General features: G+C 68.3%; 27 protein-coding genes. 15 read left to right on the forward strand and 12 right to left on the reverse strand.

Annotation, left to right across the window (positions count from 1 at the left end; genetic code table 11):
- Window positions 1-9: 9 nt before the first annotated feature.
- On the reverse strand, window positions 10-372 hold the full coding sequence (locus RHA1_RS30760) for an acyl-CoA carboxylase subunit epsilon (RefSeq protein ID WP_011598241.1): 363 nt from the start codon (window positions 370-372) through the stop codon (window positions 10-12).
- Window positions 369-2,009 (reverse strand): acyl-CoA carboxylase subunit beta, encoded by a 1,641-nt coding sequence (locus tag RHA1_RS30765; protein ID WP_011598242.1) that lies wholly within the window; start codon window positions 2,007-2,009, stop codon window positions 369-371. Before RHA1_RS30765 ends, RHA1_RS30760 begins: the two co-directional genes overlap by 4 nt.
- 116 nt (window positions 2,010-2,125) lie before the next feature.
- Between RHA1_RS30765 and RHA1_RS30770 the strand changes: the two genes are divergently transcribed.
- From RHA1_RS30770 to RHA1_RS30790, 5 genes are read left to right on the forward strand one after another with little or no spacing between them, the layout of a single operon-like run.
- Entirely contained in the window at window positions 2,126-2,974 is an 849-nt protein-coding gene (locus RHA1_RS30770) for a biotin--[acetyl-CoA-carboxylase] ligase (RefSeq protein ID WP_011598243.1), read from the forward strand.
- A 16-nt stretch (window positions 2,975-2,990) separates the two neighbouring features.
- Entirely contained in the window at window positions 2,991-3,548 is a 558-nt protein-coding gene (locus tag RHA1_RS30775; protein ID WP_009479500.1) for an HdeD family acid-resistance protein, read from the forward strand.
- A 15-nt stretch (window positions 3,549-3,563) separates the two neighbouring features.
- Window positions 3,564-4,121, forward strand: a complete 558-nt coding sequence (locus tag RHA1_RS30780) for a PH domain-containing protein (protein WP_009479501.1) — start codon at window positions 3,564-3,566, stop codon at window positions 4,119-4,121.
- Between the two features lie 39 nt (window positions 4,122-4,160).
- On the forward strand, window positions 4,161-4,841 hold the full coding sequence (locus RHA1_RS30785; protein ID WP_025432276.1) for a response regulator transcription factor: 681 nt from the start codon (window positions 4,161-4,163) through the stop codon (window positions 4,839-4,841).
- A gap of 8 nt (window positions 4,842-4,849) precedes the next feature.
- On the forward strand, window positions 4,850-6,184 hold the full coding sequence (locus RHA1_RS30790; RefSeq protein WP_011598244.1) for a sensor histidine kinase: 1,335 nt from the start codon (window positions 4,850-4,852) through the stop codon (window positions 6,182-6,184).
- Window positions 6,185-6,187: 3 nt separating this feature from the next.
- Here RHA1_RS30790 and RHA1_RS30795 read toward each other — a convergent pair whose 3' ends face one another.
- Entirely contained in the window at window positions 6,188-6,733 is a 546-nt protein-coding gene (locus RHA1_RS30795; RefSeq protein WP_037179117.1) for a GtrA family protein, read from the reverse strand.
- Window positions 6,734-6,863: 130 nt separating this feature from the next.
- Between RHA1_RS30795 and RHA1_RS30800 the strand changes: the two genes are divergently transcribed.
- Window positions 6,864-8,123, forward strand: coding sequence for a 5-(carboxyamino)imidazole ribonucleotide synthase (locus RHA1_RS30800; protein WP_009479505.1), 1,260 nt, complete (start codon window positions 6,864-6,866; stop codon window positions 8,121-8,123).
- On the forward strand, window positions 8,107-8,634 hold the full coding sequence (gene purE / locus RHA1_RS30805; protein ID WP_005563291.1) for a 5-(carboxyamino)imidazole ribonucleotide mutase: 528 nt from the start codon (window positions 8,107-8,109) through the stop codon (window positions 8,632-8,634). The genes RHA1_RS30800 and purE overlap by 17 nt, the downstream gene beginning before the upstream one ends.
- 78 nt (window positions 8,635-8,712) lie before the next feature.
- Here the strand turns inward: purE and RHA1_RS30810 are convergent, their stop codons facing one another.
- On the reverse strand, window positions 8,713-9,432 hold the full coding sequence (locus tag RHA1_RS30810; protein ID WP_011598247.1) for an endonuclease domain-containing protein: 720 nt from the start codon (window positions 9,430-9,432) through the stop codon (window positions 8,713-8,715).
- Window positions 9,433-9,614: 182 nt separating this feature from the next.
- On the opposite strand from RHA1_RS30810, the gene RHA1_RS30815 reads away from it, so the two are divergent.
- Window positions 9,615-10,028 carry a hypothetical protein gene (locus tag RHA1_RS30815; protein WP_050787535.1) on the forward strand — a complete coding sequence of 138 codons (414 nt, stop codon included), beginning with the start codon at window positions 9,615-9,617 and terminating at the stop codon, window positions 10,026-10,028.
- Here RHA1_RS30815 and RHA1_RS30820 read toward each other — a convergent pair.
- Complete coding sequence (locus tag RHA1_RS30820; RefSeq protein ID WP_011598249.1) at window positions 10,013-10,732, reverse strand: TIGR03089 family protein; 720 nt, start codon at window positions 10,730-10,732, stop codon at window positions 10,013-10,015. The two genes, RHA1_RS30815 and RHA1_RS30820, sit on opposite strands and share 16 nt — an antisense overlap.
- A 23-nt stretch (window positions 10,733-10,755) precedes the next feature.
- A complete protein-coding gene (locus RHA1_RS30825) occupies window positions 10,756-12,285 on the reverse strand; it encodes an LCP family protein (protein ID WP_518525572.1) in 1,530 nt (509 codons plus the stop codon).
- 68 nt (window positions 12,286-12,353) lie between these two features.
- On the opposite strand from RHA1_RS30825, the gene RHA1_RS30830 reads away from it, so the two are divergent.
- The 3 genes from RHA1_RS30830 to manB are packed head-to-tail and all read left to right on the forward strand — an operon-like array spanning window position 12,354 to window position 15,145.
- Window positions 12,354-13,142: an SDR family oxidoreductase gene (locus tag RHA1_RS30830; protein WP_011598251.1), complete on the forward strand. Its 789-nt coding sequence runs from the start codon at window positions 12,354-12,356 to the stop codon at window positions 13,140-13,142.
- Between the two features lie 34 nt (window positions 13,143-13,176).
- Entirely contained in the window at window positions 13,177-14,076 is a 900-nt protein-coding gene (locus RHA1_RS30835) for a glycosyltransferase family 2 protein (RefSeq protein ID WP_005264672.1), read from the forward strand.
- A complete protein-coding gene (manB, locus tag RHA1_RS30840; protein ID WP_009479513.1) occupies window positions 14,066-15,145 on the forward strand; it encodes a mannose-1-phosphate guanylyltransferase ManB in 1,080 nt (359 codons plus the stop codon). Before RHA1_RS30835 ends, manB begins: the two co-directional genes overlap by 11 nt.
- A gap of 90 nt (window positions 15,146-15,235) precedes the next feature.
- Here the strand turns inward: manB and RHA1_RS52095 are convergent, their stop codons facing one another.
- Window positions 15,236-15,349 carry a hypothetical protein gene (locus tag RHA1_RS52095; protein ID WP_337461514.1) on the reverse strand — a complete coding sequence of 38 codons (114 nt, stop codon included), beginning with the start codon at window positions 15,347-15,349 and terminating at the stop codon, window positions 15,236-15,238.
- Entirely contained in the window at window positions 15,298-16,080 is a 783-nt protein-coding gene (locus tag RHA1_RS30845) for a transposase (protein WP_050787430.1), read from the reverse strand. Before RHA1_RS30845 ends, RHA1_RS52095 begins: the two co-directional genes overlap by 52 nt.
- Between RHA1_RS30845 and RHA1_RS53665 the strand changes: the two genes are divergently transcribed.
- Entirely contained in the window at window positions 16,079-16,411 is a 333-nt protein-coding gene (locus RHA1_RS53665) for a hypothetical protein (protein ID WP_167540957.1), read from the forward strand. The two genes, RHA1_RS30845 and RHA1_RS53665, sit on opposite strands and share 2 nt — an antisense overlap.
- A 274-nt stretch (window positions 16,412-16,685) precedes the next feature.
- Here RHA1_RS53665 and RHA1_RS30850 read toward each other — a convergent pair whose 3' ends face one another.
- The 3 genes from RHA1_RS30850 to cofD are packed head-to-tail and all read right to left on the reverse strand — an operon-like array spanning window position 16,686 to window position 19,595.
- Window positions 16,686-17,234 (reverse strand): NUDIX hydrolase, encoded by a 549-nt coding sequence (locus tag RHA1_RS30850; protein ID WP_005240029.1) that lies wholly within the window; start codon window positions 17,232-17,234, stop codon window positions 16,686-16,688.
- A gap of 10 nt (window positions 17,235-17,244) precedes the next feature.
- Complete coding sequence (locus tag RHA1_RS30855; RefSeq protein WP_011598255.1) at window positions 17,245-18,609, reverse strand: coenzyme F420-0:L-glutamate ligase; 1,365 nt, start codon at window positions 18,607-18,609, stop codon at window positions 17,245-17,247.
- Window positions 18,606-19,595, reverse strand: a complete 990-nt coding sequence (gene cofD / locus RHA1_RS30860; RefSeq protein ID WP_029539457.1) for a 2-phospho-L-lactate transferase — start codon at window positions 19,593-19,595, stop codon at window positions 18,606-18,608. Before cofD ends, RHA1_RS30855 begins: the two co-directional genes overlap by 4 nt.
- 482 nt (window positions 19,596-20,077) lie before the next feature.
- On the opposite strand from cofD, the gene RHA1_RS30865 reads away from it, so the two are divergent.
- Window positions 20,078-20,338 carry a WhiB family transcriptional regulator gene (locus RHA1_RS30865; RefSeq protein ID WP_166680705.1) on the forward strand — a complete coding sequence of 87 codons (261 nt, stop codon included), beginning with the start codon at window positions 20,078-20,080 and terminating at the stop codon, window positions 20,336-20,338.
- Window position 20,339: 1 nt separating this feature from the next.
- Here RHA1_RS30865 and RHA1_RS30870 read toward each other — a convergent pair whose 3' ends face one another.
- On the reverse strand, window positions 20,340-20,831 hold the full coding sequence (locus tag RHA1_RS30870; RefSeq protein ID WP_029539455.1) for a metallopeptidase family protein: 492 nt from the start codon (window positions 20,829-20,831) through the stop codon (window positions 20,340-20,342).
- Between the two features lie 80 nt (window positions 20,832-20,911).
- Between RHA1_RS30870 and RHA1_RS30875 the strand changes: the two genes are divergently transcribed.
- A complete protein-coding gene (locus tag RHA1_RS30875) occupies window positions 20,912-21,307 on the forward strand; it encodes a DUF3499 domain-containing protein (protein ID WP_009479520.1) in 396 nt (131 codons plus the stop codon).
- Between the two features lie 104 nt (window positions 21,308-21,411).
- Window positions 21,412-22,779: a phosphomannomutase/phosphoglucomutase gene (locus RHA1_RS30880; protein ID WP_011598258.1), complete on the forward strand. Its 1,368-nt coding sequence runs from the start codon at window positions 21,412-21,414 to the stop codon at window positions 22,777-22,779.
- Window positions 22,780-22,821: the final 42 nt, after the last annotated feature.

Consider the following 22,821-nt stretch of genomic DNA (forward strand, 5'->3'; position numbering starts at 1 on the left):
GGATCCTGATCAACGCCGGTACGCCGACACGTTCGGGAACGCGTACGGCGAGAACGGCGCGACGCTCCGGTGCATCCGCGTCGGGGCGCCCCAGGACTCGGGCGGGACGTGCGAATCCGGTTCACCGCTGCCGGCGGCGGCGACCGCGGACAGCACCGCGACGAGCGCCGCGATGTCCTCGTCGGACGGTGAGCCCTTGACCACCTTCAGGCAAGGCTCACGGGCCGCGTCGGCGGCTGTCCCGTCCGTGTCAGTCGGCAAGTCGGTGGCCGCACCGTCCGCGAGCGTGGTGTCCGCTGCGGAACCGTTGACTGACGACGTCGCGTCCGAACCTGTCGCGGTGCGCACGTCGTCCTCGGTGATAGCGGTCATAGGGGGATGTTCCCATGCTTCTTGGGCGGGAGGGTGACCATCTTGCGTTCGAGGAGGCGCAGGGCGGCCACGATCTGTCCGCGGGTGTGGGACGGGGGGATGACGGCGTCGACGTAGCCGCGTTCGGCGGCGACGTACGGGTTGACGAGGGTGTCCTCGTATTCCTGTTGCAGTTGCAGGCGCAGGGCGTCGACGTCGTCGCCGTTCTTGGCGGCCTCGAGGAGGCGTTTGCGGTAGACGAAGCCGACGGCGCCGGAGGCGCCCATGACGGCGATCTGGGCGGTGGGCCAGGCGAGGTTGACGTCGGCGCCCATGTGCTTGGAGCCCATCACGTCGTAGGCGCCGCCGTAGGCCTTGCGGGTGATGACGGTGATCTTCCCGACGGTGGCCTCGCCGTAGGCGTAGAGCAGTTTCGCGCCGCGGCGGATGATGCCGTTGTATTCCTGGTCGGTGCCGGGCAGGAAGCCGGGGACGTCGACGAGGGTGATGATGGGGACGTTGAACGCGTCGCAGGTGCGCACGAAGCGGGCGGCTTTTTCGGAGGCGTCGATGTCGAGGCAGCCGGCGAAGACGGTGGGCTGGTTGGCGACGATCCCGACGCTCCGGCCGTCGACGCGGCCGAAGCCGACGACGATGTTGCCGGCGCGTTCGGCCTGGACCTCGAGGAATTCGTCGTCGTCGAGGATGCGGCGGATGACCTCGTGCATGTCGTAGGGCTGGTTCGCCGAGTCCGGGATGAGGGTGTCGAGTTCGAGGTCCTCGGCGGTCAGCGAGTCGTCGATGGAGCCGGTGATCGGGTCGGTGGGCAGCATCCGGGGGGCCGCGGCCTGATTGTTGGACGGCAGGTAGGACAGCAGGTCCCTGACGTAGTCGAGGGCGTCTTGTTCGCCGGAGGCGACGTAGTGGGCGACGCCGGACTTGACCATGTGGGTGTGCGCGCCGCCCAGATCTTCCATGGTGACGTCTTCGCCGGTGACGGTTTTGATGACGTCGGGGCCGGTGACGAACATCTGGGAGGTCTGGTCGACCATGACGACGAAGTCGGTCAGGGCGGGGGAGTAGACGTGGCCGCCGGCGGCGGGGCCCATGATCAGGGAGATCTGCGGGATGACCCCGGAGGCCTGGACGTTGCGGTGGAAGATTTCGCCGTAGAGGCCGAGGGAGACGACGCCTTCCTGGATGCGGGCGCCGGCGCCTTCGTTGATGCCGATCAGGGGGCGCCCGGTTTTGAGGGCGAGGTCCATGACCTTGACGATTTTTTCGCCGTAGATTTCGCCGAGGGAGCCGCCGAAGACGGTGGCGTCCTGGGAGAACACGCACACGTCGCGGCCGTCGACGGTGCCGTAGCCGGTGACGACGCCATCGCCGACGGGGCGGTTGTCGGCGAGGCCGAAGTTCACCGAGCGGTGCCGGGCGAGGGCGTCGAGTTCGACGAAGCTGCCCTCGTCGAGCAGGGCGGTGATGCGTTCGCGGGCGGTGAGCTTGCCCTTGGCGTGGACCTTTTCGACCGCGGCTTCACCGCTCGGGTGCTGCGCCTCGGCCTGACGATTACGCAGGTCGGCGAGCTTTCCCGCCGTCGTGTGAATATCGGGCGTACTCGCCGACTCCGCCGCGCTCGGCTCCTGAACAGTGGTCATGACAGGTCAGCTTAACGAGAGCCGGCGAGCTTCTGCCAAGGGAGGTGGTCAGGCGGCGGGTTGCCCGGACCCGGCTACTGACCAGTACCTTTTACAGCTCGTCCTAGGCTGTGGTGATGTGGACCGACCTGAACCGACCCCCTCTCAACGCCGACAATCTGCGCGCGGCGCTCGTCCGAGGTGACGACGACAGCGACACCCGCAGGTTCTGGGCGCGGCTCGACGTGGTGCAGGAGACCGGGTCCACCAACGCCGATCTTCTCGCGCGGGCCGCGACGTCGAACTGCGACCGGCACGTGCTGCTCGCCGAATTCCAGGGCAGCGGCCGGGGCCGCCACTCACGCGCCTGGGTGAGTCCGCCGCAGGCGCAGATCGCGGTCTCCGTGTTGCTGACGATGCCGGGGATGAGCGTCCAGGACATGGGGTGGCTGCCACTGCTGACCGGTGTCGCCGTCGTCGACGCGCTCCGCGCTGCCACCAAGGTTCCTGCGGAACTCAAATGGCCCAACGACGTGCTCATCGACGGCCGCAAGGTCGCCGGCATCCTCGCCGAGGTGTCCGCCACCGCACCGGATCCCGCGGTGGTCGTCGGAATCGGTCTCAACGTGAGTCTCACGAGGGACGAACTGCCCGTCGAGCACGCCACGTCGCTCGTCCTCGAAGGTGCCGAGGTCAGTGACCGCGACACCCTCGTGCGGGCGGTGCTGCGCGCCATCGCCGATCGCTGGCAGCAATGGCACGACGCCAACTGGGACGTCACGGAACTCGCCGAGGCCTACCGCGCCCGCTGCGGCACGCTCGGCCAGCGAGTGCGCGCAGAACTGCCCGGCGGGCGTGAACTGATCGGCATCGCAACGGACGTCGACGCGGAGGGCCGGGTCGTGATCGCCCCCGACGGTCAGCCCGGCACGATCGCCGTCGCCGCAGGTGACATCACACATTTACGCCCGGTGCGCACCGAGTAGTGCGACACTGTGGTACATGAGTACCTCAATTCCGGAGTCCTCCGTCACCGCAGCCCGGCGCACGTTGACCGGTCTCACGGTGGTGCTCGGTCTGCTCACACTGGGTCTCGGCATCGCGGTGCTCGTGTGGCCGCACGTGACGCTCACAGTGCTGGCGGTCCTGATCGCCATCCAGTTCTTCGGCTTCGGGATCGTCCAGATCATCCGGGCGTTCGCCGACGTCGAGGCCGGGGCAGCCGCGCGGACCCTGGTGGGCGTATCCGGCGCCCTGGCAATACTTCTGGCGTTCCTCGTGCTGAGGAGCCCCCTCCAGACCGTCGTGATCATCGCGCTCGTCGTCGGTGCGTGGTGGGTGTTCCGGGGTGTGCTCGAGATCGTGGAAGGCGCCTCGGGTTCGGTCGCGGATCGTGGGCTGACCATCGTGCTCGGCGTGATCAGCGTCGTCGCCGGCGGCTTCGTTCTCCTGCAGCCCGAACTGTCGCTCGAGGTGTTCGTGATCGTGGTCGGAGTGTGGATGGTGCTGTACGGCATCATCATCGTCATCACCCCGATAGTGCTCAGCCGCATGCGATAGAGGCACACTCTTCGCATGGGATATCCGGAGGACGCCCTCGCCGAGGACGAGGAACTGCTGCTTCACCGTCATCCACACTGGAAGATGCTGCTGCTCCCCGCCGTCACGTTTCTGCTGGCGACGGCTGTGGCGGGTTTCGCGGCGGGATTCGCCGAGAACAAACTGGACGGCTCCGCGCTGAACGTCGTGCTCGTCGTCGTCCTCGTGGCATGGCTGGGCCTCGTCGTATGGCGCTGTGTCGCGCCGTTTCTCAGCTGGAAGTTCACCCACTTCATCGTCACCGACCGGCGTGTCCTCATCCGCCAGGGTGTGATGACGCACACCGGGATCGACATTCCGATGGGGCGCATCAGCAACGTCCAGTTCCGGCACGGCCTCCTCGACCGGATGCTGCGCACCGGAACGCTGGTCATCGTGTCGTCCTCGGACGATCCACTGGAATTCGACGACATCCCCGACGTGCAGCGCGTCCACTCGCTGCTCTATCACCAGGTGTTCGACGCGATGGATCTCCACCGCGAACGGGAGCGTGACGACCCGCGCGGCGACGCCGACACCGGCAAAGGCTGGTAACCGGTCACAGCCGTCTTCGCACCTCCGTACGCTGTGGAGGTGACTGCTGTATTGCTTGCCGAAGATGACGAAGCCATTGCCGCCCCGCTGTCGCGGGCACTGGGCCGGGAGGGATACGACGTCACCATCGAGCAGACCGGCCCGGCAGCGCTGGAGCAGGCGCTCGACGGAGCGTACGACCTGTTGATCCTGGACCTCGGACTCCCGGGGATGGACGGTCTCGAGGTGTGCAGGCAGGTACGCGCCCACAGTTCGGAACTGGCGGTGCTCATGCTCACCGCACGCACCGACGAAGTCGACTTCGTCGTCGGACTCGACGCGGGCGCCGACGACTACGTGGGCAAGCCGTTCCGGTTGGCGGAGTTGATGGCACGGGTGCGCGCCCTGCTGCGCCGTCGCGGCGGCGGCGAGGATTCCGTCGTCGAGGTCGGCGGCATCCGGCTCGAGCCGGCAGCCCGGAGGGTGCTCGTGAACGGCACCGAGATCGCCCTCGCCAACAAGGAGTACGAGCTTCTCCGGGTGCTGCTCGAGCACGCGGGGCAGGTGGTGTCCCGCGACACCATCCTCGCGGAGGTCTGGGGCGACGTGGAACTGCGCGGCTCGAAGACACTCGACATGCACATGTCGTGGCTTCGCCGGAAGATCGGTGACGAAGGCCCCGCCGCGGAGCGTCGCATCGCGACGGTCCGCGGCGTCGGCTTCCGCATCAACACCGACTAGGCGGGGTAGTGCGCCGCAGAATTCTCCAGTCGATCCTCGCAGTCGTGATCCTGACGGCGCTGCTGCTCGGGGTGCCGCTCATCTACACGGCGTGGTTGTGGGTCGAGGATTTCAACCGGAGCGATCTCCAGGTCCGGCTCGATCGGATGGCGACGGAGATCATCACCCAGGAGGGCGTCAACGGCGTCGTCGAGGGAGATCTCGACACGAACTCCCTGCGTCTGCTGACGCCCGCCGGGGGCCGCCTGGTGGTGGTCTACCCGACCACCGACGACGGCGCAGCGCGAGTGGACATCGGCGAATCGTCCGTGCAGTCGCCTCTCGTGGAATCACTCGCGATGGGCACATCCGGTTCGCTACGCCTCGAGGTGCCGTCCGACGAGATGCGCACCCAGCAACGCCAGGCGGTCGGTGCCGTCGCGCTGCTGGTGCTCGTGTCCATCGCCGCAGGCACCGTGGTCGCCTACGTCACCGCGAAGCGGCTCGCCGATCCACTGCGGGACGTCGCCAACCGGGCGGCCCGACTCGCGGAGGGCGATTTCCGGCCGGACACCCGGCGTCACGGCATCCCCGAACTCGACCGCGTCTCCGACGTCCTGGACTCCGCGACCGTCGAGATCGCGGGACGGCTGCAGCGCGAACACGCGCTCGTCGCGGACGTCTCCCATCAGCTCCGCAGCCGCCTCACAGCCGTCCGACTCCGGCTCGACGAGCTGTCCGTGCACTCGGACCCCGCGGTCGTGGTCGAGGCCGACGAGGCGATGGCGCAGGTGGACCGTCTCACCATCGCGATCGACGAACTGGTCCGCTCGTCACGCAGCAGCGGCACCGAGACCCAGGTGTCGGTGATCCGGGAGCTCGGCGTGGTCATCGCGGACTGGAAGCGTCCGTTCGAAGACGCCGACCGCGAGTTGCTGCTGCGCGGGGACACGAACGTGATGGCGTCGACCACCGGTTCCCGGCTCCGCGAGGCCGTCGCGGTGCTCGTCGACAACGCACTCATGCACGGGGCGGGAACGTGCACCGTGGCGGTGCGCCTGATCCAGGGTCAGAATCTCAGGACGCCCGGCGAGGAGACGTCGCCCCGCGAGACCATGGTGTGCGTCGAGGTGTCGGACGAAGGAGTCGGGGTCAGCAACGACCTCGCGCCGCACATCTTCGACCGCGGATTCTCGGGGGCCGGTTCGACCGGTGTGGGCCTGGCGCTGGCCCGTGCGCTCATCGAGGCCGACGGCGGCCGGCTGGAACTGCAGCGTCGCCGCCCGGCCCTGTTCGCGATCTTCGTTCCCATCGCCCGCGAGCACGTGCCGACGCGGGTCACCGGGATCCGGGAACCGCGCTGACGATCAGGAGTGGCCGAACTCTTCCTCGACGGCCTCGTCGACGAGGTCCGGATCGATGATGTGCACGTTCTCGTCGGGGAAGGCGAACCGGCGGAGTGCCCAGAAGCGGAACACCATCTGCAGCAGGTTTCCGATGATGTAGTTGAGCACGAAGTCGACGACCACCAGCGTGGTCAGGTTCTCCTGGCTGGCGCGGATGTCGAACACGTTGTTGGCGATCCACAGCGGCGCCGCCGCGAGGAGCACACCGATCCCGCTGATCGTGAAGAACAGCAGGGCCTCGTGGTGACGTTCACGCCCGCCACGGTTCTTGAACGACCATTCGCGATTGAGAATGTAACTCAGGACCGTCGCGAGAATTCCGGACAGAACTTTTGCGACAACGGGCTTCTCTTCGAGAATCGTCAGGCTCAGCGAATAGAAGATCGCGAGGTCGAAAATCATGGTGGTGCCGCCCACAATCGCGAACTTGATCAGTTCGTGATGCCGCAACGCGAGAGCCCGAAAAGGCTGGGGAACGCGTGCTAGGACGCCGTCGACAAATGACACAACGGATGAGTTTACGAAAGTCGGACCGGATACCACCAATTGGCGGCGAGATCATCAGGAGAATCACAGAAACTGCCCACCGGCACCTCGGCGGCGGAACCCCGCGCCGGACGTGACAAACTAGTGACCCGTGACCGGCAACTCTGACTCCACACCGCGTCCCACGACACCCCGCGATCTGACCGCCGGGCAACCCGTCGTGACGATGATCGGTGGCGGCCAACTCGCGCGGATGACCCACCAGGCCGCGATTGCGCTCGGCCAGACCCTGCGGGTGCTCTCCGGCACCGCCGACGAACCCGCAGCCCAGGTGAGCCCCGACGTCGTCCTCGGCAGCCACACCGACCTCGACGCGCTCCGCAGAGCCGCGGTCGGGTCGCACGCGTTGACCTTCGACCACGAGCACGTGCCCACCGAGCACCTCGACGTCCTGGTCGCCGAGGGCGTCAACGTGCAGCCGCCGCCGACGGCGCTCATCTACGCACAGGACAAGCTGGCGATGCGCCGCAAGCTCGCCGAACTCGGCGCACCTGTCCCGGCCTATGCCGAGGTGACCTGGGCCGAGGACGTCGTCAAGTTCGGCGCCGAACACGGATGGCCTGTCGTGATCAAGGCCGTCCGCGGCGGATACGACGGTCGTGGCGTGTGGATCACCGACGATTCCGACGAAGCCGAGCGCATCGTCACCCAGCAACTCGACCAGGGTGTCTCCCTCATCGTCGAGGAAAAGGTCGAGATGCGGCGTGAGCTGTCCGCGATGGTGGCGCGGTCACCGTTCGGTCAGGGCGCCACGTGGCCCGTCGTGGAGACGGTACAACGCCACGGACAGTGCGCCGTGGTCCTCGCCCCCGCCCCGGCGCTGCCCGACTCGGTCGCCGAGGCCGCCGAGGAACTGGCGCTCCGCATCGCTTCCGAACTCGGAGTGGTCGGCGCGATGGCCGTCGAACTGTTCGAAACCACCGACGGCACGCTCGTCGTCAACGAACTAGCGATGCGCCCGCACAACTCCGGTCACTGGACCATGGACGGCGCCCGCACCTCACAGTTCGAGCAGCACCTGCGCGCCGTCCTCGACTACCCGCTCGGCGACACCGCACCGCTCGCACCGATCACGGTGATGGCGAACGTGCTCGGCGCACCGACGGCCCCCGAGATGAGCATGGACGAACGCGTCCACCACCTCTTCGCCCGAATGCCCGACGCAAAGATCCACCTGTACGGCAAGGGGGAACGTGAGGACCGGAAGATCGGCCACGTGAACATCGTCGGCGGACCCGGCTCGATCGACGACCCCGAGTACGTGGCGCGGGTGCGCGAGCGCGCCGAGCGCGCCGCGCACTGGCTCTCGCACGCTGAATGGACCGACGGATGGGATGTACACGGTGAGTGACACGGCAGCACGGCAGGGCGCACAGGTCGGGCTCATCATGGGCAGCGACTCCGACTGGCCCACCATGGAGGCCGCCGCCGAGGCGCTCGCCGAGTTCGGGGTGCGTTTCGAGGTCGGTGTCGTGTCCGCGCACCGCACACCGCAGCGCATGCTCGACTACGCGAAGGACGCGGCCGGCCGCGGCATCCAGGTGATCATCGCCGGCGCCGGGGGCGCCGCACACCTGCCGGGCATGGTGGCATCGGCCACCCCACTGCCCGTCATCGGTGTGCCCGTCCCGCTGAAATACCTCGACGGGATGGACTCGCTGCTCTCGATCGTGCAGATGCCCGCAGGTGTCCCCGTCGCGACCGTGTCCATCGGTGGCGCCCGCAACGCGGGCCTGCTCGCCGTCCGCATCCTCGGCGCCTCCGACCCCGCCCTGCAGCAGCAGATGGTCGCGTTCCAGGACGGGCTCGAGAAGATGGTCCTGGACAAGGACAAGGCACTCCGCGACAAGCTGCTGGGCTGACCGCGTCGAACTGAGCCGCCACTCTTCGCTGCTCCGGGGCTGAACCAGCCCTGGGGGAGCAAGGAGTGGCGGCTCAGTTCACTTCGGGCGCCGACTGCGACGCCGTCGACGCACCGAATCGAAGATCTCGCCGGCGACCACATCGGGATGCGCCAGCACGTCGTAGGCCGCGAAGCGGAGCACCATCCACCCCTCACTGACGAGCCAGTTCTGACGCCGTCGGTCGGTCCGGAACACGTCGGGCTCGCTGTGGAACTCGCGGCCGTCGACCTCGACCACGATCCGCGCCTGCTCGTCGGCGAAATCACCCACGTACGGACCGATCGGGTGGTTGGCCTCGAGCGGGAAACCGCGAAGGCTGAGCTCGCGACCGAAGGCAGCGTGGCCTAACAGCCGTCGTGCCGCGGGCGCGCCGTGCCGGCCGTGGTGAGCGGCGCAGAGGTCACGGTGCGGACCGACGCTCCGGTCGAGTTCGCTGTCGACGAGGGAGGCCACGTCTCCTTCGGGCATGACGCCTGCGCAATCGAAGAGCGCCTGGGCGGGCGACACCGCCGGAAGAAGGGACACCATCGACACCGTGTGCGGTGCGAGGTCGCGGCGGTAACAGCCGAAGCCAGTCCGGCGGCGTGACGCGCAGCCCCGGGGAATCGTCGCCTCGACGACCGCCGGCTCGGGCAACCAGCCGTAGAGCCAGGCCGCGGTGCGGTGGCTCAGGACCGCGGCCGGCCGCCACGCCGACACGGCGGCGCACCGGATGTATGTGTCGGGTTCGACGAGGGAGTACACCGTGGGCAGCACGCGGTGGTAGCTGCCACTTCGGCACAGGGCGGCGATGGTGCTGCGGGGGATCCGGCGTCGGTGAGTTCTTTCAGGGTACGAATGCGTGCGGTCATGATCGGCAGCATCGTGGCGGGCGCGTCATCCCTGCCGCGCGCGAACTGAGACTTCAGGTTGGTCTGTGGATGGGCGAGAAGTTGTGGATGAACGTCGCCTCGAGCACTTATCCTGCGCCTGTGAAACGCAGCCGCGGTGTGCCGATGATCCGAGCGTCGCGGGGGAGCTCGCAGTCCGCGGCGATCACACGGCTGGCGTTGGCGTATGCCCGGCTGTGGGGTGCGCGCATCGCGTTCGACGCCGAGTTCGGCATCTTCGTGTGCAGCGGGATGCGGGGTGGGTACGCGCGCGGCGGGACGACGATCGGCGGCGCATTTCTCACCGGCCGGGAGCCGGCGAGATCGCTCGTGCGACACGAAGCGGTCCACGCCGACCAATGGGCTACGTACGGGTGGACCTTCGCTCTGCGGTACCTGTTCGAGGAGTTGCGGCACCGCGGTGCCCGGAACAGGTTCGAGGTCGCCGCGGGCCTCGCGGACGGCGGCTACCGGGTGAGCTGACGGGTGATCTTCTCGGTGTCGACGCGCCTCGACCGGGCTGCGGCGTCGGCGTTGGTGACCTGCACGAGTGACGCGCCGGCCGCGAAGACCGCCACCAGACCGTCGATCAGGGCGTCGGGGGAGTCCCACGCCTCTTCGGACAGCACCCGGTCGGTCCCGGTGATTCCCTGCGATTCGGCGGAGGCGAGTGCTGCGGCGAGGACGTCGTCGACGCTCTTGCCCGCCAGTGCGGGTCCGGCGACCGTCGGCCGGAACTGGTCGCCGTGGACGCGCACGGACGTGGCGTAGTCGGTGATGCCGACGGGGAGGTCGGGGACGGGCCTGCCGAACGCGTCCAGCGACAGCGCCGCGACCTCGGGTACGTCCTCGACGTCGCCCAGGTGCTGGGCCGAGACGAGTGCGATCTCGGCGTCCGCATCGGCTTCGAGGACGACCTCGGCGCCGGCCCACCATGCGCCGAGCAGAACTGCGGCGGTTTGCCAGTGCGCGGGAAGGAGCACCGCGACGCGGGCGCCGGGCTCGACGCCGAACTCGTCACGCAGCAGGTTGGCGGTCTTGGCCGCCCAGTTGGCGAGGGTGAGGGCCGAGAGTTCGACCCGTTCGCCGGTCGCGTCGTCATAGAACGTGACGCGCGGGCCGGCCGGGTCGTTCTTCAGGATGGGGTCGAGCAGGGCGTCGGTCAGCGTGCGGGACGCATGGTTCATGGACACGATCCGTCTCTCGTTTTCTAGTTCACACAACGCGGGCCCGACGAGCCGGCATCGATGGGCGGGCCGGGCGGTGCCGGGGTGGGGGTCGTTCCTGCTGCGGACGCGGGCTCGAGGCCGGTCTCCGAGGACTCGGACGACGTGGTGGTGCCGGTGGTCTCGGCGGACGTCGGGCCCTGGTAGTCACTCGACAGCACCACCCGCACCGAGCCTTCGGGCAGCGTCGCGTCGGTGTCGGTGGGGAGTCCGCCGAGTGCTGCGGCGACCGCCTTGGCGCTGTCGTCGTCCGCGGAGTGCGCGAAGACGGTGGTCTCGCTCACCGACTGACCTGTGTAGTTGCCGACCTCGCCCTGGCCGTAGCCGAGCGACGTGAGGGCGTCGGCGACGCCGTTCGCGAGGCCCCCGACGTCGCTGGCATTTGCGACGTCGACGGTGACGGTCGAGGCGTCGATCTTGGGCGTCTCGGACGTTGTGGTGTCTTCCGAGTCGGTGGGCTCCTCGCCGACGAGACCGGCCACGTACTTCTTCACGTCCTTCGGCTTGACCTCGACGATGGACTCGCCGTAATCGGTCATGCCGTTGAGATCCGCGACCGGAATCGTCTCGAACTGCACCTTGCCGCCGGCGAGGTCCTGCAGTTGGGTGGCGAATTCGATGATGTCCCAGTCGTCGTCGAGCACCACCGAGCGTTGCACGGCGCCGCTGAGTTCGTTCAGCTTGCCGGGGTCGCTGAGTGTCTTCGCGGACAGCACCTTGCCGACGAGCGAGGCCATGAACACTTGTTGACGCACGATGCGGTCGAGGTCGCCGCGGGGAAGGTCGTGGCGCTGGCGGACGAAGCTCAGTGCGTCGGCACCCTTCAACGTCTGCTCACCGGCGGGGAAGTGCGCGCCGGACATGTCCTCGTCCACCGGTTCGTTGAGGCAGACGTCGACGCCGCCGACGGCGTTGGTGAGGAGGACGAACCCGAGCAGCCCGACCTCGGCGTAGTGGTCGACGGTGACCCCGGTGAGGTCGGCCACCGATTGGATGAGCGCCTCGCGGCCGGCCTTCGTCGACTCCTCCTCGGCTTCCTCGTCGGTGGCGCCGTCCTCGACGAGTTCGAGCCGCTCGGTCTCCTTGGTGGCCCCGTACGCGGCGTTGATCTTCGACATGCCGATGCCCGGCACGTCGACGTAGGAGTCGCGGGGGATCGAGATGGCGGTGGCGGAACTCCCGTCGTTGGGCACGCGGATGAGGACGATGGTGTCGGTGTTGGACGCCACTTCCTCGCCGGCCCGAAGCGAGTCGAGTTCGTCCTGGGACAGGGGGTTACCGTGGGCGTCGGTGCGGCTGTCGGTGCCGACCATGAGGATGTCGACGGCGCCGTCGGCGCTTCCGCCGAGTCCCAGACCGCCCGCGGTTGCCAGATTGTTGCGCAGCGAGTCGATACTCCGCCAGGCGAATCCCGTCACGACGAGGGCGAGCACCGACAGCACCGCCACAGCGATGTGAATCGGCCGCCGAGCCGTGCTCGGGGGTGCGTCTGGTGCGGGTTGCTCGTGTGACACGGAAACCAGGCTACTGGTCGACGCGCCGGGAGCAGGGAGGCGTCGATCGGCGTGCCAGACTGACCCCCGTGACGAAGATCCTTGTGACCGGCGCCCGGGGACAGCTGGGTGGGCACCTCCTCCGACGAGCCGAGGCGACGGGAATTCCCGCCCGGGGGGTGGGGTCCGCTGAGCTCGACATCACCGACCCCGGCGCGGTGAACGAGCAGGTCGAACCCGGATCGGTGGTGATCAACTGCGCGGCGTACACGGCGGTCGACGCTGCGGAGTCGGACGAGGACACCGCCCGGCTGATTCACGTCTCCACCGACTACGTCTTTGCCGGGCAGGGCGACACGCCGTACGAGGTGGACGCCCCGACGGGTCCGGCGACCGCCTACGGACGCACCAAACTCGCCGGCGAACGCGCCGTCCACGCAGCGCTTCCGTCCGCCCACGTCGTGCGCACAGCATGGGTCTACACGGGGGTCGGCTCCGACTTCGTCTCCACCATGCTCCGGCTCGAGCGCGAACGTGACACGGTCGACGTCGTGGACGATCAGGTGGGCTCGCCCACATTCGCCGGCGACCTGGCCGATGCACTGCTCGAACTCGCGGGGCGCAGCGACGTCGACGCGCCGGTGCTGCACGCCACCAATTCGGGCCGGGCGAGTTGGTTCGACCTCGCGCGCGCCGTGTTCGAGGAAGCAGGCGCGGACCCGGAGCGAGTCCGGCCGTGCACGAGTGCCCAGTTCGTGCGGCCCGCCCCGCGACCGGCGTTCTCGGTGCTGTCCGGCCGCGCGTGGGCCGACGCCGGGCTGACCCCGTTGCGGCCGTGGCGAGACGCGTTGCATGCGGCTGTGCGTGAAGCGGTGTGAGGCGGACCTGCTCCCAACGGCTACGCTTGCCCGCGTGAGTTCGAAGCTGGCCGTGGTGACGGTGACCTTTTCGCCAGGTGAGCATCTGGAGCAGTTCCTGGGCACTCTCGCCGAGGCGACGAAAGAAGATCCGCAGGTCGTGATGGCCGACAACGGATCGACGGACGGCGCCCCCGAGGCCGCGGACGCGGCGCACGAGCACGTGCGCCTGCTGCGCACCGGCGGGAACATCGGCTACGGCGGTGCCATCAACAGGGCTGTGGCGGAGATCGACGACGAGATCGAATTCGTCGTCATCGCCAATCCGGATGTTCGCTGGGCGCCCGGATCGATCGACGTACTACTCGCGGCCGCCGAGCGCTGGCCGCGAGCGGGGGCGCTCGGACCTCTCGTTCTGGAACCCGACGGGAGCATCTACCCGTCGGCGCGCCAGGTGCCCGACCTCGTGTCGGGTGCCGGGCACGCGATTCTGGGCACGGTGTGGCCGTCCAACCCGTGGACTGCCGGCTACCGCCAGGAGAACGAGACGGTCAGCGAGCGGTCGGTCGGCTGGTTGTCCGGTTCGTGCCTGCTGATGCGGCGCGCAGCCTTCGACTCGATCAACGGCTTCGATTCCCGCTACTTCATGTACATGGAGGACGTCGACCTCGGCGACCGCCTGGGCAAGGCCGGGTGGCTGAACGTGTACGTGCCCTCCGCCGAGGTCACCCACGCGAAGGGGCACGCCGCGGGCAAGCATCCGGAACTGATGCTGCCCGCTCACCATCAGAGCGCGTACCGGTTCCAGGCCGATCGTCATCCCCACTGGTGGCAGGCGCCGCTTCGGTGGGCACTTCGGGGAGGATTGGCAGTGCGGTCGAAGATCGCCGTGGCTGCCGCAGTCCGGGAACGACGCACGAACCAGAACGAGGGGGGAACGACTCATGGCAATTGAGAAGACGACCGACGCAGTGGTGCTGGTCGGCGGTCAGGGAACGAGGCTCCGCCCGCTGACGTTGTCGGCGCCCAAACCCATGCTGCCGACGGCGGGTCTGCCGTTCCTCCAGCATCTGCTCGCGCGGATCGGGGCGGCCGGGATCAGGCACGTGGTCCTCGGGACGTCCTTCAAGGCGGAGGTCTTCGAGGAGTACTTCGGCGACGGTTCCAAGCTCGGGCTCGAGATCGACTACGTCACCGAGACCGAACCACTCGGCACCGGTGGCGGCATCCGCAACGTTCTGCCGAAGCTGCGCGGTGACCACGCCATGGTCTTCAACGGCGACGTTCTCGGCGGTACCGACCTGGGCGCGATCCTCGACACCCACCGGAACCGGGACGCCGACGTCACCCTGCACCTCGTGCGAGTGGGGGATCCGCGGGCGTTCGGCTGCGTGCCCACCGACGCCGACGGCCGGGTCACCGCGTTCCTGGAGAAGACGCAGGACCCGCCGACCGACCAGATCAACGCCGGCTGTTACGTCTTCAAGCGCGAGATCATCGAACGGATCCCCGAGGGCCGTCCGGTGTCGGTGGAGCGCGAGGTGTTCCCGTCGCTGCTGGCCGAGGACGCCCGCATCTACGGACACGTCGACTCCTCGTACTGGCGCGACATGGGCACCCCCGAGGACTTCGTGCGCGGTTCCGCGGACCTGGTGCGCGGCATCGCTCCGTCGCCTGCGCTCGACGGACCGCGCGGCGAATCGCTCGTCCACCCAGGCGCGGGTGTCGCCCCGGGCGCGCTGCTGATCGGCGGGACCGTAGTCGGCCGCGGCGCCGAGGTGGGTGCGGGCGCGCGACTCGACGGCGCGGTGCTGTTCGACGGCGCCGTGGTCGAGGCCGGAGCGACCGTCGAACGGTCCATCATCGGTTTCGGCGCGCGCATCGGGCCGCGGGCTCTGGTGCGTGACGCGGTGATCGGTGACGGAGCGGACATCGGCGCCCGGTGCGAACTCCTGCGCGGGGCCCGGGTGTGGCCGGGCGTGACGTTGCCCGACGGCGGGGTCCGGTTCAGCACGGACGTGTGAGAGATCAACGTACCCCTGCCCTGAAGGGCCGGGTTTGCCAGTCGCGTCCCCGACTGGCTGTCAGGTGCGCGCCGACCGTAGGCCGGTTGATTAGGCGGCCCAATAGCCGTGCGTCGTGGTCATGTACTTCGCGTATCCCAGGTAGGCGATGTTCAACGCGGCATTGTGATCTGCCTGATCGACATGTCCACACACCCGGCACACAAACCGATCCTGTGTGATCCGGTTCGCCTTGTCCGCGTGTACTTGCCGCGGCGTGCGGTGACCGCCCCACCGGACCAGTCCGCCGACGCAGCGGTGTCATCGGAGGTGACCGCGAGGTTCACGATCCCCAGGTCCACGCCGAGGAACTCCTCGACCACTACCGGTTCGGGTGCCGGGACGTCGACCGTCGCGTGGAGGAACCACATGTTGTCGCGGAACACGAGATCTGTCTCACCACAACAGTGTTCCAGGAGTGCACGCTGCCACGGCGCGCACACGTACCGCACCGCTTTGAGTCGGTCTTCGCTTGTCCAGATACTGATCGTCGAGCCCTGCTGTTTCCAGGACAGGCACCGATCGTCGAACGGTTGCGCCGCCAACGCCCGGAACCCGATCGCCGCGGCGGCGATATCCGTGGCGCGTTTGCCGCCACGCGGACCATAATTACCGGCCTCGAGGTTCGCGCCCCGCGTCGCGTAGGCGTCCGCGACCTTCTTGATCGTGCGGACCGCCGGTTGCGCCGACAGTCCCAACGCCTTCAACTGGTGGTAGACGGCCTTCTGCAGGGCGAACGCGCGGCAATCCTCGCTCGCTTGCGCGACCCGTGACACCACGCCTGCGGCGGTGTTACACAACATCAGCGTGTCGTGCAGCGCATGCGCCTGCGCGTCGGTGGGGGCAAGTTTGATCTTCACCACCCGTCCGATGCTCACCCGCTGTGAGGAGATCATGGCAGAGGTGTGTGACGCGTTCGGTGTGGCGCTGACCGAGTTCAACGCGAAGCACGATCACGTGCATCTGCCGATCCACGACCCACGACCCACGACAGTTGAACCGTCAATTCTGGCACCAGCCTCGAGGGTGTCTCGGCACGGCATCCGCGACAGCAATTTCCCCCGACCACACCCGGGCAAACCTCTGCAGTCACTCTTCGCCACCATCGTATTTCGTTGCCTCCGCCGGAGAGACCCCGCAATCAAACGTCGCCCCATACATCACCAACCAGAAACAGCCCTGATCCCGGGGGAGTCGTGCAGTCCCGGCTCTACCACGCAACTCTGATCGGCTACCTCCGGCTATGAAGGGCCCGGCTTCCGCCGAAGCGCTGGTGAAGTGACGCACGGCTTCACACGCTAAGTGGCGCCCGACGATTCGTTTACGGAGGGATCGGCGATCCGGACCCGAGGCGTCCCAACGGATTACGCGGATGATCGGATCGGGTTGCCGAGCAACGTGCGGCCCGTTCGGGGGATCTCGGCTACGCCGACCCGGCGATCTGGGGAACATCCCCCGGCGACCGTATCTCGGCGAAACGCCCGACGTCGGAACAGCGCCGCTAGCGCAGTCCGGCCAGGTGCACGAGCTGGTCGATCGTGGACTTCTCCGCGTTCGGCGGCAGTGCGTCCACCGGCCACCAGCGGAGGTCCGTCGATTCGGAGCTGCGCACGATGTGGGCGTCGGGCCGCGCGCGGACGAGGAAGCGGAGATCCAGGTGCCGGGTGGGTTGTCCGAGTGAGCACGTGATCGGGTGGGTGTGCGCCGACAGCAGGTCGGGATCGATCCGGAGGTCGGGAATTCCCGATTCCTCGCACGCCTCCCGCAGCGCGGCGTCGACGACGGTCTCGTCGGAAGGCTCGCAGTGCCCGCCCAATTGGATCCACCGGCCGACCCTGGGGTGCAGGGTCAGGAGCACGTGACATCCTCCCTCGTCCAGGACGAGGGAGGACGCCGTGATGTGTCCGGGTGCGTGCTCCCGCAGGCACCCGAGCGGCGCCGACGCGAGGAACGCGAGCATGGTGTGCCGCAATGATTCGTCGTTCTCGTCGAGCGTCTTCCAGCCCTCGAGTGCGGCGGTCGCGGTGCGGTGCAGTGATTCGGCGCTCATTGCGCGTGGGTCATCTCTCGATCAGGGCGTCGCCGGGGTCGGCGGCGTGTCGGGGGGTCAGTGGTTCGAGGGGGTGGCCGACGGCGATCGCGCCGAGGGGTTGCCAGTCGGCGGGCAGGTCGAGGGTGCCGCGGACGGTGTCCGGGGCGAAGATCGTCGACCCGATCCAGCAGCTGCCGATTCCCTTGGTCGCCAACGACACCAGCAGCCCCTGCACCGCGGCACCGACCGCGACGGTGAACATCGTCGACTCCGCCGCCCGCCGGCGCTGATCGGGGTAGTGGTGGGCGCCGTCGGGGACGCAGAACGGGATGATCACCTCGGGTGCGTCGAGCAGGATGTTGCCGCGGGCCACCCGTGTGTCGATCGCGTCGGCGCTCATCGCGTCGGCGGCCAGGTCGGTGCGCCACTGCTCCCGCATCCGGGTCAGCAGTGCGTCGCGGACCGTGCGGGTGCGGATCCACACGAACCGGACCGGTCGGGTGTGGTGCGGGGCGGGCGCGGTCAGCGCGTCCGCGATCGACGCCCGCACCGCGTCCGGGTCGACCGGGTCGGTCGCGAAGTGGCGAACCGAGCGGCGCAGCAGCACCGCCTCCGCCCGTCCCAGCTCGACGGATTCGGCGGTGCCGAGCCAGAACAGGTCCTCGGCGCCGCGGCGGATCAGATCTTGTGCCCGCGAACCGTCGTCGACCAGATCCAGGCCCCGCACCACCGCGACCGGTACCCCACCGAGCTTGCCCTTGACCAGATCGCCCGCGGCGGCGATCTCGTCGGCGACCGCCACCTCCGTCACCACCAGTTCATTGCCCTGACTGTCGCGGGACCCGGCGTACCCGTGCAGCACCGGCAACCCGACCGCACCGATCGCGGCGTCGATCTGACCGTTGCGCCACGCCCGGCCCATGGTGTCGGTGACCACCACCGCCACCCGCACCCCCAACGCCACCTCGATCGCCTCGCGCAGGGCGGCGGCGCTGGCATCGGGATCCTCCGGCAGCAACGCCAGTTCGGAACCCGCCACGTTCGAGCCGTCGATCCCCGACGCGGCCTGCACGATCCCGAGCCGGTTCTCGGTGATCAGGGTCCGGCCCTTGCGGGCCACGATCCGGACCGCTTCCTGCTCGACGAGGCGTCGGCGGGCCGCGTCGCGTTCCTCCGGGTCGGTCGGGGAGGACACGATCCGGCCCTCGACCTTCGAGAACACCTTGCTGGTGACCACCAGCACGTCGCCTTCGGCCAGCCACGGCGCGGCCGCGACGATCGCGGCCGCCAGGTCGTCGCCGGGCCGGAACTCGGGCAGGCCCGCGATGGGCCGGATTTCGATCGCACCGCCCGGGGCGTGATCGAGCCCGGACGCACCCGCGGGTTCGGTCACAACGTCACCCCCGCCACGTCCAGCGCCGCCCGCGCCATCGCCGCGGTGGCGTCCGGGTCGGTCATGATCAGCGGCACACTCCGCACCTGCACCCCGGGGACCTCCGCGGTGTCGGTGTCGTGCACCAGCCAGCCGTCGAGGATCCCGGTCCCGGACCGGGCCCCGTACCAGCGGCCGATCGCCTCCGCCGAGGTGTCCACCCCGATCACGTCGAGGCATTCGTCGGCCATGCCCCGCAACGGTTTTCCGCCGACGATCGGCGAAATCCCGACCACCTTCGCGGCGGTGGTGCGCAGGCCGCCCCGGATCCCCGGCACCGCCAGGATCGCCCCCACACTGACCACCGGATTCGACGGCGCCAGCAACACGATGTCGGCAGTCTCGATCGCCTCGAGCACCCCCGGCGCCGGCGCGGCCTGCTCGGCGCCGATGTGCGCGAAGCTGTGCGTCGGCACCTGGGCGCGGTACCGCACCCACCACTCCTGGAAATGGATCGCCCGCTGCTCCCCGTCCTCGGGATCGGTGATCACGACGTGAGTTTCACTACGATCATCGGTCACCGGCAGCAAGCTCACACCCGGTTGCCACCGGTTGCACAACGCCTCGGTCACCGCCGACAACGGATACCCCGTCCGCAGCATCTGGGTGCGGATCAGATGGGTGGCGATGTCCCGGTCCCCGAGCCCGAACCAATCCGGTTTCGCACCATAGGCGGCGAGTTCCTCCCGGGCGTTCCAGGTTTCCCCGGCATGCCCCCACCCACGCTCGGTGTCGATACCACCGCCGAGGGTGTACATGCAGGTGTCCAGGTCCGGGCAGATCCGCAACCCGTGCATCCACACATCGTCACCGACATTGACCACCGCAGTGATCCGGTGCGCGGAATCGGCGCCCCCACCACCGGGCGCATCGGCCCCCAGAAGTCTCCGCACGCCTTGCAGGAACCGGGCCCCACCCACCCCGCCAACCAATACAGTCACGTTCACGGTGCAAGCCTAGGCGGTGGCCGCCCGCCTCCCGTGTGCTGCTTCCCCGGAGCGAATCGAGAGCGCGAAATAGTAATCGACTTTCAACGGTTAGCTTGACCGCGACACGCTGGGCGTGTCTAATCACAAATATGTCATTCCGACGTTGTGGGCGTGGGATCGCTTGCAGCGGGGATCAATTCGAACGGTTGTTCGAACGGGTGGCAGGGGTGTTCGGTTCGGGGTACATGATCGATCGAAATTTTCTGCGCTATCACAGGTGAGGAGGCGGAACGATGCCCAATGAGCAGATCGAGTCGGAGACTCGCTGGAGCACAGTAAGCGACGAACCGCAGACCAATTCCGAAGCAGGCGCAGCGGACGGCGTCTGTGTTCAAGAAGTCTGTGTTCAAGAAGCCAGTGTGCAAGAAGACAGTGTGAAAGTAATTTCTGTGCCGGAACTCGTTGCACAGGAAGTCGAGACGACGGGCCCCCGCCCGGCGTTGAGTCTGGTGACCGGTTTCGACGAATTGTTCGAGACCATCGAGGATCAGTGGCAGGAGCGCGCGCTCTGTGCGCAGACCGACCCTGAGGCCTTCTTCCCCGAAAAGGGAGGCTCCACCAGGGAAGCGAAGCGCATCTGCCTGGGCTGTGAGGTGCGGGACGAATGCCTCGACTACGCACTGGCCAACGATGAGCGGTTCGGTATCTGGGGTGGCTTGTCGGAGCGTGAGCGCCGGCGCCTGAAGCGGGGGATCGTCTAGTTCAGTCTTCGTCGCCCGGCAGATCCGGGTCGATGACCTCGGGTTCGACTCCGAGGTACGTACTCACCTGCTGTACGAGCACGTCGTGCACCAGGTCGGTGAGATCGTCCGGGTCCTTGGCGCGCTGTTCGAGCGGTCGCCGGAACAGGACGACTCGCGCCCGCGTCGTGGATCCGTGCCGGTCGATGCCGGCCGGGATCAGTCGGGACAGTGGCACGGGCCCGTCCGCCACGACCTCGGCGGGCCAGTTGACCGAATCCGGGTCGAGAGCATGAATCTTCGGGACCTCGTCGACCGCGATGTCCAGCTTCGTCAGGCGTTCGCGCCAGCGCGCGTCGATCGGCGCGAACGCCTCGAGCACCACCAGATCGAACTTCTCTGCGCGGCTCCGTCGTGCCGGCGCGTCCGGAGGGAACACGGACCCGCGGATTCCCCGTCCCCGTCGGTCGACGGATCGGGTGGTCACGGGACGCCTGCGTCGTGCTCTGGACATGGTGTGGACATTACGACAGCCGCACACTCTCGGTGTGTCCGAGTAGGTGTCGGGCCTTCGTGGGGCTAGGCTCCCTAGCTGTGAGATCTCTGCGTCGATGCTGCCGCCCCGGGTGTAAGAACCCCGCTGTCGCGACGCTCACGTACGTCTACTCCGACTCCACCGCCGTCGTCGGCCCGCTCGCCACGGTCGACGAGCCGCACTCGTGGGATCTGTGCGAAACGCACGCGTCGAGGATCACCGCACCCAAGGGCTGGGAACTGGTTCGGTACGAGGGTGGGTTCTCGTCGAGTACCCCGGACGAGGACGACCTGACCGCGCTGGCGGAGGCCGTGCGGGAGGCGGGCCTCGGCGATCGCTGGCGGTCCGAACGGACCGTGTCCACCGAGGATCGCGCGGAGACCGGCACCCAGCCCGGCCCGGCGCGCACCGGTCGCCGCGGCCACCTGCGGGTACTTCCCGACCCTTCCAACTGACGTCCCCGCCTGCTTCCGGGCCTGCGGCCCGCGGCGTGCCGTGCCCGCGACGGGCAGGCATTAGGCTTGCGCCAGCACTGGTGCTCGTAAAGGAGAAACAAGAAGTGGCGCGATCAGCCGAGTCCGTACATGCCGTGATCAAGGCTTACGACGTGCGGGGTGTCGTCGGTGAACACATCGACGCCGCGTTCGTGCAGGATGTGGGTGGCGCATTCGCACGACTCGTTCGCGAGGACAGCGCCACGAAGGTCGTGATCGGCTACGACATGCGCGCGTCGTCCCCGGAACTGGCCCGCGCATTCGCCGACGGCGTCACCGCCCAGGGCCTGGACGTCGTACTCATCGGTCTCGCGTCCACCGATCAGCTGTATTTCGCGTCGGGGCTGTTCGACTGCCCGGGTGCGATGTTCACGGCGAGCCACAACCCGGCGAGGTACAACGGCATCAAGCTGTGCCGCGCAGGCGCGAAGCCGGTGGGGCAGGAGACGGGCCTCGCCACGATCGCGGCCGAGGTCATCGACGGGGTTCCGGTGTTCGACGGCGCTCCCGGCGCGGTGTCCGAGGAGGACGTGCTCGAGCGGTACGCGAGCTTCGTCCGCGGACTGGTGAGCCTGTCCGACCTCCGCCCGCTGACGGTGGCCGTCGACGCGGGCAACGGCATGGGCGGGCACACCGTTCCCGCGGTGTTCGAGCCGATGCCGGTGAAGCTGGAGCCGCTGTACTTCGAGCTCGACGGCACGTTCCCGAACCACGAGGCGAATCCGCTCGACCCGGCGAACCTCGTGGATCTGCAGCGATACGTCCGTGAGACCGGTGCCGACATCGGTCTGGCCTTCGACGGCGACGCCGACCGCTGCTTCGTGGTCGACGAGCTCGGCAACCCCGTGTCGCCGTCCGCCGTCACCGCCCTGGTCGCGGAGCGGGAGCTGGCCAAGGAGCCCGGCGCCACCGTCATCCACAACCTCATCACGTCCCGCGCGGTGCCCGAGCTGGTGACGGAGCTGGGCGGACACCCGGTCCGCACCCGGGTGGGGCATTCGTTCATCAAGCAGCAGATGGCCGAGACGGGCGCGATCTTCGGCGGCGAGCACTCCGCGCACTACTACTTCCGCGACTTCTGGGGCGCCGACTCCGGGATGCTCGCCGGACTGCATGTTCTCGCGGCGCTGGGGGAGCAGGATCGTCCGCTGTCCGAGCTGATGGCGAAGTACGAGCGGTACGCGGCGTCGGGAGAGATCAACTCGACCGTCGCGGACGCCGCCGAAAGGACCGACGCGGTGTTGTCGGCGTTCGCAGACCGCACCACGGTCGTGGACCGGCTCGACGGTGTCACGGTCGAACTCGCGGACGGTGCGTGGTTCAACTTGCGGGCCTCCAACACCGAGCCGCTCCTGCGGCTCAACGTGGAGGCGGCGACGGCGGCCGAGGTAGATGCACTCGTTACCGAGATACTGGGCATCGTCCGAGCCTGACTGCCATAGTTGGAACTACAGGTTCTGCACGTGTTGCGAATG

The organism is Rhodococcus jostii RHA1 (assembly GCF_000014565.1).
Taxonomy (GTDB): Bacteria; Actinomycetota; Actinomycetes; order Mycobacteriales; family Mycobacteriaceae; genus Rhodococcus_F; species Rhodococcus_F jostii_A.

What these genes read in the sequence shown, in the direction of transcription:
- RHA1_RS30845 (WP_050787430.1), bottom strand. Translation starts at nt 16,080, where the DNA reads ATGATCTCCTCACAGCGGGTGAGCATCGGACGGGTGGTGAAGATCAAA.
- RHA1_RS30870 (WP_029539455.1), bottom strand. Translation starts at nt 20,831, where the DNA reads ATGTCCAGAGCACGACGCAGGCGTCCCGTGACCACCCGATCCGTCGAC.
- RHA1_RS30765 (WP_011598242.1), bottom strand. Translation starts at nt 2,009, where the DNA reads ATGACCACTGTTCAGGAGCCGAGCGCGGCGGAGTCGGCGAGTACGCCC.
- RHA1_RS30775 (WP_009479500.1), top strand. Translation starts at nt 2,991, where the DNA reads ATGAGTACCTCAATTCCGGAGTCCTCCGTCACCGCAGCCCGGCGCACG.
- manB (WP_009479513.1), top strand. Translation starts at nt 14,066, where the DNA reads ATGGCAATTGAGAAGACGACCGACGCAGTGGTGCTGGTCGGCGGTCAG.
- purE (WP_005563291.1), top strand. Translation starts at nt 8,107, where the DNA reads ATGTACACGGTGAGTGACACGGCAGCACGGCAGGGCGCACAGGTCGGG.
- RHA1_RS30770 (WP_011598243.1), top strand. Translation starts at nt 2,126, where the DNA reads ATGTGGACCGACCTGAACCGACCCCCTCTCAACGCCGACAATCTGCGC.
- RHA1_RS30850 (WP_005240029.1), bottom strand. Translation starts at nt 17,234, where the DNA reads ATGAGCGCCGAATCACTGCACCGCACCGCGACCGCCGCACTCGAGGGC.
- RHA1_RS30780 (WP_009479501.1), top strand. Translation starts at nt 3,564, where the DNA reads ATGGGATATCCGGAGGACGCCCTCGCCGAGGACGAGGAACTGCTGCTT.
- RHA1_RS53665 (WP_167540957.1), top strand. Translation starts at nt 16,079, where the DNA reads ATGGCAGAGGTGTGTGACGCGTTCGGTGTGGCGCTGACCGAGTTCAAC.
- RHA1_RS30760 (WP_011598241.1), bottom strand. Translation starts at nt 372, where the DNA reads ATGACCGCTATCACCGAGGACGACGTGCGCACCGCGACAGGTTCGGAC.
- RHA1_RS30815 (WP_050787535.1), top strand. Translation starts at nt 9,615, where the DNA reads ATGAACGTCGCCTCGAGCACTTATCCTGCGCCTGTGAAACGCAGCCGC.
- RHA1_RS30820 (WP_011598249.1), bottom strand. Translation starts at nt 10,732, where the DNA reads ATGAACCATGCGTCCCGCACGCTGACCGACGCCCTGCTCGACCCCATC.